Annotated in this window: 7 protein-coding genes; 6 read left to right on the forward strand and 1 reads right to left on the reverse strand. The window is 70.8% G+C overall.

All coding sequences use genetic code 11. The annotated features are described in order from the left end of the window. The 6 genes from AC1D15_RS13360 to AC1D15_RS13385 all read left to right on the forward strand — a co-directional run. Positions 1-1,051: phosphoenolpyruvate carboxykinase (ATP) (locus tag AC1D15_RS13360; RefSeq protein WP_477826356.1), on the forward strand; the 1,051-nt coding region annotated here is incomplete at its 5' end. Between the two features lie 53 nt (positions 1,052-1,104). Further along, the gene (locus AC1D15_RS13365) at positions 1,105-2,121 is read left to right on the forward strand and encodes a Fe(II)-2OG oxygenase family protein (protein WP_047500798.1); all 1,017 of its coding nucleotides are present in this window, start codon (positions 1,105-1,107) and stop codon (positions 2,119-2,121) included. 5 nt (positions 2,122-2,126) lie between these two features. After that, the gene (locus AC1D15_RS13370; RefSeq protein ID WP_477826357.1) at positions 2,127-2,903 is read left to right on the forward strand and encodes an SDR family oxidoreductase; all 777 of its coding nucleotides are present in this window, start codon (positions 2,127-2,129) and stop codon (positions 2,901-2,903) included. A 40-nt stretch (positions 2,904-2,943) separates the two neighbouring features. Then, positions 2,944-4,014, forward strand: a complete 1,071-nt coding sequence (locus AC1D15_RS13375) for a phosphotransferase family protein (protein ID WP_477826358.1) — start codon at positions 2,944-2,946, stop codon at positions 4,012-4,014. Positions 4,015-4,028: 14 nt separating this feature from the next. Then, on the forward strand, positions 4,029-5,276 hold the full coding sequence (locus AC1D15_RS13380) for an MFS transporter (RefSeq protein WP_477826359.1): 1,248 nt from the start codon (positions 4,029-4,031) through the stop codon (positions 5,274-5,276). A gap of 20 nt (positions 5,277-5,296) precedes the next feature. Next, entirely contained in the window at positions 5,297-6,229 is a 933-nt protein-coding gene (locus AC1D15_RS13385) for a nucleotidyltransferase domain-containing protein (protein WP_477826360.1), read from the forward strand. Here the strand turns inward: AC1D15_RS13385 and AC1D15_RS13390 are convergent. Further along, the coding region (locus AC1D15_RS13390; RefSeq protein WP_477826361.1) for an SDR family NAD(P)-dependent oxidoreductase at positions 6,179-6,790 on the reverse strand (612 nt) is incomplete at its 5' end. The genes AC1D15_RS13385 and AC1D15_RS13390 overlap by 51 nt on opposite strands.

Here is a 6,790-nt window from a genome sequence, read left to right on the forward strand (position 1 = left end):
CCGCATCGCGCGCTCCTACGAGCCTTCGGTGGTCGAGCCGGGCGCCATGCCGGCGATGGACATCCGCGTGCACCACGCCAGCGCCGCCGAGCTGGCCGACGCAGCCGCCGGCTGGCCGGCGCAGGCGCGTTTCCACCGTTCGCTGAACTACCCRCACTGGAACCTCGAAGGACCGGCCGATGCCGGCATCGATGCCGGCGGTGCCATCCACCTGCCGGGCGAAGGCATGCTGTTCCGCCACGATGCGCGGCGCGCCTGCCTCGATGTGCACATCGACCCGATGCGCGCCGTGCGTTCCAGCGAGCTGATCTTCCACGCCGCGCGCAACCTGACGCTGTGGCGCCGCGGGCCGCGCTTCGCGCCGATGCTGCATGCGAGCGCGGTGGTGCTCGATGGCGGGGCCTGGCTGTTCCTCGGCAGCAAGGGGGCCGGCAAGTCGACGCTGTTCATCGACATGGTGCTGCGGCACGGCGCGCGGCCGCTCGCCAACGACCGGGTGCTGCTGGATGCCGAAGACGGGCGCAGCGTGTGGTCGTGGCCCAGCTACCTGTCGTACTGCGAAGGCACGATCGTCGACTACCCCGAGCTGCGCCGCAGCTTCGACGCCGGCCTGCGCGACCTGCAGCGCCGCCACATCGATGTCGGCCAGACCTGCGACCGGGCGCTGTACCGGCGCAGCTACGCGCAGCGGCACAAGCGCATCGTCGCGCCCTGCCTGCTGGCCGAGGTGCTGGGCACGCTGTACGTGCCGCGCGCGCCGCTGGCCGGCGTGGTGCGGGCCACGCTCGAGCCGGGCCACGCCGCCGGCGTCACCGTGCATGCCTCGGACAGCACCGCGGGCCTGCAGCATGCCGACATCGCCGATGCGCTGTTCCCGGCCGATGACCCCGATTTCCCGTGCTGGCACGGCGACACGCGGGGCCTCGCGCAGCGGCAGGAGCCCGGTGCCGCGGCGCTCGGCTGGCTGCGCGCCGCCGACGTGCCCTGGCTCGAGATCACGATCGACCCCGTCTGCGGCAAGCACGGGCTGCGCCAGCTGCTCGATCGATGACTGCCACCCCAACCGCATCCGCACCCTCACCCGACCTTCAGGGAGAACAGAAGATGACCCCCCTCGACACCCGATGCCGCGAGCTGCCGCTGGATTTCAGCTTCAGCGACGCAGAACGCAGCGCGCTGGTCCGGCGCCTGGAATCGATCCGCGTGAGCCCGTACAAGGCCTACGAGGCGTTCAGCCACGAGATCCGCATGCTGGTCGCGGGCGATCCGAACCTCGCGCGCTTTCGCGACTTCATGGAGGGGCGCCGGCGCGCGTCCGCGTACGAGCGGCCGTTCGTGTTCGTCGAGAACTGCCCGATCGACAGCCTGCTGCCCGAACTGGGCAATGTCGACCCGGTGGCCGACAAGCACCGGTTGAAGCGCAGCTTCGTCGCCGAAGGCTTCCTGCAGCTGTACGCCGAGGTGGCCGGCGAGCACCCGATCTCGTACCTGAACGTGAACGACGGCGATGTCTTCCAGGACATCTTCCCGAAAGACGCGCTGAAGGACTCGCAATCGCAGAAGGCACTCGGTCCGATCCATTTCCACAAGGATCTCGCGAACCACTTCGTGCGCCCCGACCTGGTCAACATCCTGGCGCTGCGCAGCTGCGACGACAACGAGATCTGGACCACCTTCGTCGCCAACCGCGACGTGCTGGCCGCACTCGACAAGGACACGCTGGCGGTGCTGCGCGAAGCCGCGTTCTACACGCCGTTCGACGACCTGTCGATGGTGGGCGGCAACGTGGCCCTGGGCAAGGCGTCCGAGCATGCGGTGCTGACACGCGAGGTCGACCTGCGCTTCTTCGAGAACCGCACCGAGGGCCTGACCGATTCGGCGACCCGTGCCGTGAAGCGGCTGACCGCCACGCTGCATGCGATGAAGCGCCGGGTGCTGATGCGCCCGGGCGATTTCGTCTCGATCTCGAACAACCTGTCGCTGCACGGCAAGGAGATCGGCATCGTGCGCGACGAGGCCGCCCAACACCAGCGCTGGAGCATCAAGACGGTCAACGTCCATGCCATCGCGCCGCACCAGCCGCACCTGGTCCCCGGCAGCTCGTACCTGATCAATGGATGACCGCGATGGATGAAAGCCCCCCACCCGCCCGCTGGTGCGCCGTGACGGGCGCGAGCCGCGGCATCGGCCGTGCGGTCGCGCAGGGCCTGCTCGCGAGTGGCTTCAGCGTGGTCGGCATTGCGCGCGACGCCGCGCTGCTGGCCGAACTCGAACGCGACTGGCCGCGCCGCTTCATCGCGCTGYCCCACGATGTCGCCCGGCCCGGCCTGCATGCCGCCTTCGGCCAGCTCGCCGAGCGCGGCCGCCTGCGGCTGCACGACATCGAACTCGCCGTGCACTGTGCCGGCTGCGCTTTCCAGGGTGCACCGCTCACCGCGATGAGCGATGCCGAGCTGCACGCCACCATCGACACCAACGTGCTCGGCACCACGCTCGTCGTGCGCAACCTCGCCCGGCTGCTGTTGCAGCGCGGCAGCGGCACGCTGGTCGTGCTCGGTTCGATCGCCGGGCACGACGCCGCCCCGCTGATGGCGGCCTATGCCGCGAGCAAGGCCTACACGCAGCAGCTGCTGCGCTGCGTGCGCGCCGACCTGCACGGCTCGGGCGTGCGCGTCAGCTGCGTGCAGCCAGGCACCACCCGCACCGGCCTGCTCGACGGCCAGCCCGGCCTCGATGCCGCCGCCCGCTTCGAAGGCTTCGCGCCGCTCGAAGCGCACGACCTGGCGCGCACCATCGAATGGATCCACCAGCAGCCCGCGCACGTCAACGTGCAGGAGATCAGCCTCTTCCCGGTCGCGCAGAGCCTGTACGTGCGCGGCATCCACCGACATCCGGCGCGCTGACCCCGCGTCCTTGCACCACCCTCCGTCACAGGCTCGCACCATGTCCCACACCGCTACCGCCACCGCCACGCTCCCCGCACTCAGCCTGCCGCTCCCGCTGCCCCCGGCCGACACCATCGGCATCGACAGCGAGATGATCCAGGTCGCCCGCCTGCTGTGGCCGAGCCCGCAGCAGATCGAGCCGGTCACCGGCGGCCTGTTCAACCGCGTGCTGAAGGTGACATCCCCGGCCGGCACGCACTACCTGAAGCGCTTCACCGAAGCGGCCTTGTCGAGCGACTTCCCGCCGTTGCCGACGCGTGCGGCACAGCGCTGCCTCGTCGCCTGCAGCTGGCATGACATGGCCTCGCGGGCCGCCGCGATGCACGCCGGCACGCCGCCGCTGAACGTGCCGGCGCTGGTCGCGATCCAGAGCGAGTACGACGTGATCGCGATGGATGCTGCGGCCGGCATGCCGCTGTACGAGCGTCTGCAGGCCCCCGGCACCCACACCACCACCACCGCCGCCGGCCAGGATCCCCGCATCGAGCTGCCCCTGCGTTCGATCGCGCGCTGGCTGGGCCGGCTGCACGCGCTGCCGCTGCAGCCGCGCGACAGCCTGCTCGCCGCGAGCCGGCCCTTCAAGGCCTTCAAGATCGAGCTGCAATATGCCCGGCTGGTCGATGAACTGCCGCCGCACCTGCATCGCGCAGCGCTGGCGTTCATCCACGACTACCTCGTGCTCGAAGCCGAGCCGGTGCACGGCGACCTGAACTCCCGCAACGTGCTGGTCGACGCCGAGAACGGCGTGTCGGTCATCGACTTCGAACAGGGCCACTGCGGCGAAGGCTGCTACGACCTCGCCTACCTGCTGAGCGAGTACGTGATCCGCGCGCTGCGCCACGACCGCGACCCGCTCCCCCTCGTCGCGCGCGCCTGGGACCACTACGCCAGTGCACGGCTGCTGGCCGACCCGCCGGCCTGGCGGCGACGCCTGCACCTGCACCTGGCCTTCCAGTGCCTGTACCGGCTGGTCGGCCCGACGCGCGCCGTCTGGACCGGACACCTCGACGACACCGCCGGCCGGCGCGTGCGGGCGTGGAGCCTGGGCATGCTGGAGCGCCAACTGTGAGCCGCGTGAGTCGCGTGAGCCACGCATGGCACCTGCCCCTCGGCTACATCGGATTCTTCCTGCCGGCCGGCGTGCTGCTGAGCTACCTGCCGCCCTTCCTGCGCGACAAGGGGCTGGCCCCCGACGAGGTGGCATGGATCTTCAGCGCCGTGTTCGGCGTCAAGCTGGTCACCGGGCCGCTGCTCGCGTGGTGGGCCGATGCGTCGCGACGCCAGTCGAGCCTGCTGTGGGTGGCCGCCTGGGCCGTCCTCGGCGCCGCCTGGCTGCTCGGCACCTCGACGCATTTCGCCGGGCTGCTGCTCGCGGTGGTCGTCATGGCCGCCTGCCGCAACTACTGCCAGAGCCTGCTCGAGGCCATCGCGACCCGGCTGAGGGGTACCGGCGGCGCGATGCGCTATGGCGCGATGCGGGCGCTCGGTTCGGCATCGGTGTGCGCCGGCGTGCTGCTGTTCGGCGGCCTGTGGTCGGCCGGGGCCGCATGGCAGCAGGCTGCCTTGCCGCTGATGGTGCTGGTGTCGGCGCTGGTGCTGATCACCAGCCTGCACGCGATGCAGTCGGCCGTGCGATCCATGGTGCGGGCACCCGCGCCGGTGCCGGAGCAGTTGCCAAAGCAGTTGTCCGCGCAGTTGCCAGATTCGGCGCCTGCCGGCATCGCGATGCCCGCCCGCGCGCCCGCGTCGCTCGCCACCCGCAGCGGTGTGCTGCTGCTGGTCGGCGCCACGCTGCTGATCGGCGCCAACGGCGTCTTCTACAGCAGCGCCACCTTGCTGCTGCAGCAGCAAGGCGTCGGCAGCCCGGCCATTGCCGCGCTGTGGTGCGCGGCCTTCGGCGTCGAGACGCTCGGCTTCGCGGCCTTCGATCGCCTGCGCGCCCGCTGGGGCAACGCCCGGCTGTTCGGCGCGGTCGTGATGCTGTCCCTGCTGCGCTGGTCGCTGCTCGCCGACGACGACAGCCTGCCGTGCCTGCTGGTCGGATTCATGCTGCACGTCGCCTCGTTCTCCTGGATGCACGCGCTGTGCGCGCTGTGGGTGCGTGACCTGAGCCCGAACCGCTACGCCATCACCGGCCAGGCGCTCTACACCGCCTGCGCGCACGGCATCGGCATGGCCGGTGCCGCCTGGTTCGCGAGCCGCGCACTGCCGACCTGGGGCCCCTGCGTGTACGCGCTGGCGTCCGCGATGACCGCCGCCGGCGCGCTCGTGATCGCCATCCGGGCCGCCCTGGCCCAGCGAGCCGGCGTCAGCGTGGCGCTGCACACATGACGCCCCCGCCGGGAGCTCCCATGAGAGACTGCACCCGCCTCGCCGAACAGCTGTCGCAGGCCACGCTGCGCCACTGCCCGCATGCGCTGGCCGTCGCGCTCGGCGGCTCGCAAGCCAGCGGCCGGCACGATGACCATTCCGACCTCGATCTCGTCGTGCTGCTCGCCGAGGGCGCGCTGGTCGAAGGCGCCCGCCAGGTCGGCGAGGCGCTGCTGCCGCTGGTCGCGGAGCCGGTGCAGCTGGTCGGTGGGCCCGCCTGGAAGGAAGGCTTCGGCTGCCGCACCTCGGTGCTGTATGCCGATGGCTTCAAGCTCGAGCTCTTCGTCGTGACGCCCGACACGCTGCCGGTCGTCGAGCGCGTGCTGCGCTGGCAGCCGCTGTGGGGCGCGCGGCACCTGATGCCGCTGCAGGCGGCGGTGGCCCGGCAGCTGACCAACGACTGCATCGCGGCGCGCGCCCAGTTCGACGTGGCTTACGCCCACATGTCGATCTGCCGCCACCTGACGCGCGGCGAGTTGTTCGCGGCACGCCAGGTGCTGACCAGCCTGGTCGCGATCGCGCTCGCGCTGCGCCTGTTCCAGCTGGGCCGCGCCTACGACCCGGTCGCCAGCGTCAAGCGCATCGTGCGCGACGGCCTCGACAGCGACCGTGTGGTGCGCGAGATCGAGAGCGCGTCGACCCAGCTGAGCGGCAACCCCCTGCAGCTGGCCGCGGCACTGCACATGCTGCGGCGCACCTGCTGGGCGATCCTGCGCGACCTGCCCGAGCGCAGCAACGGCACTTGCGCGGCGCAGCAGCACCTGGAGCAGATCGCCACCGCGTCCGAGCGCTGGATGGAGGCGGGTGCCGGTGCGGTGCCGGCACGCGAGTACGTCTCGGATGCGCAGGAGCCCTCGGGATGGTCAGAAATGGATGCCGCGCATCATCTGCTGCAAGGCCATCGCCTCCGGTGACAGCGTCGGCTTGGCGGACTTGTCGCCCTTGGCCGCCGAACTGTCCGGGAACATCCGGAAGCTGGTGTTCATCACGATCTGCGCGATGCGCGGCACCAGCGCATGCAGCACCTCGCCGGCGATGCCCAGGCGCGTCGCGATGCGCACCGGCTTGTAGACGCAGGCCTGCGCGATCATGTCGGCCRCCTCCTCGGGCGCGAGCGTCGGCACGTTGTTGTAGATCTTGGTCGGCGCGATCATCGGCGTGCGCACCAGCGGCATGTTGATCGTCGTGAAGGTGATGCCGGTGTCGGCGTACTCGCTCGACGCGCAGCGCGTCCACGCATCCAGCGCCGCCTTGCTGGCCACATAGGCCGAGAAGCGCGGCGCGTTCGTCAGCACGCCGATCGAGCTGATGTTGACGATGTGGCCCTTCTTCTTCGCGACCATGCCGGGCAGCAGGCCCATCGTCACGCGCAGGCAGCCGAAGTAGTTCAGCTGCATCGTGCGCTCGAAATCGTGGAAGCGGTCGTAGCTGCTCTCGATCGCGCGGCGGATCGAGCGGCCCGCGTTGTTGACCAG

It is taken from the genome of Rhizobacter sp. P2_H2 (genome assembly GCF_056403375.1).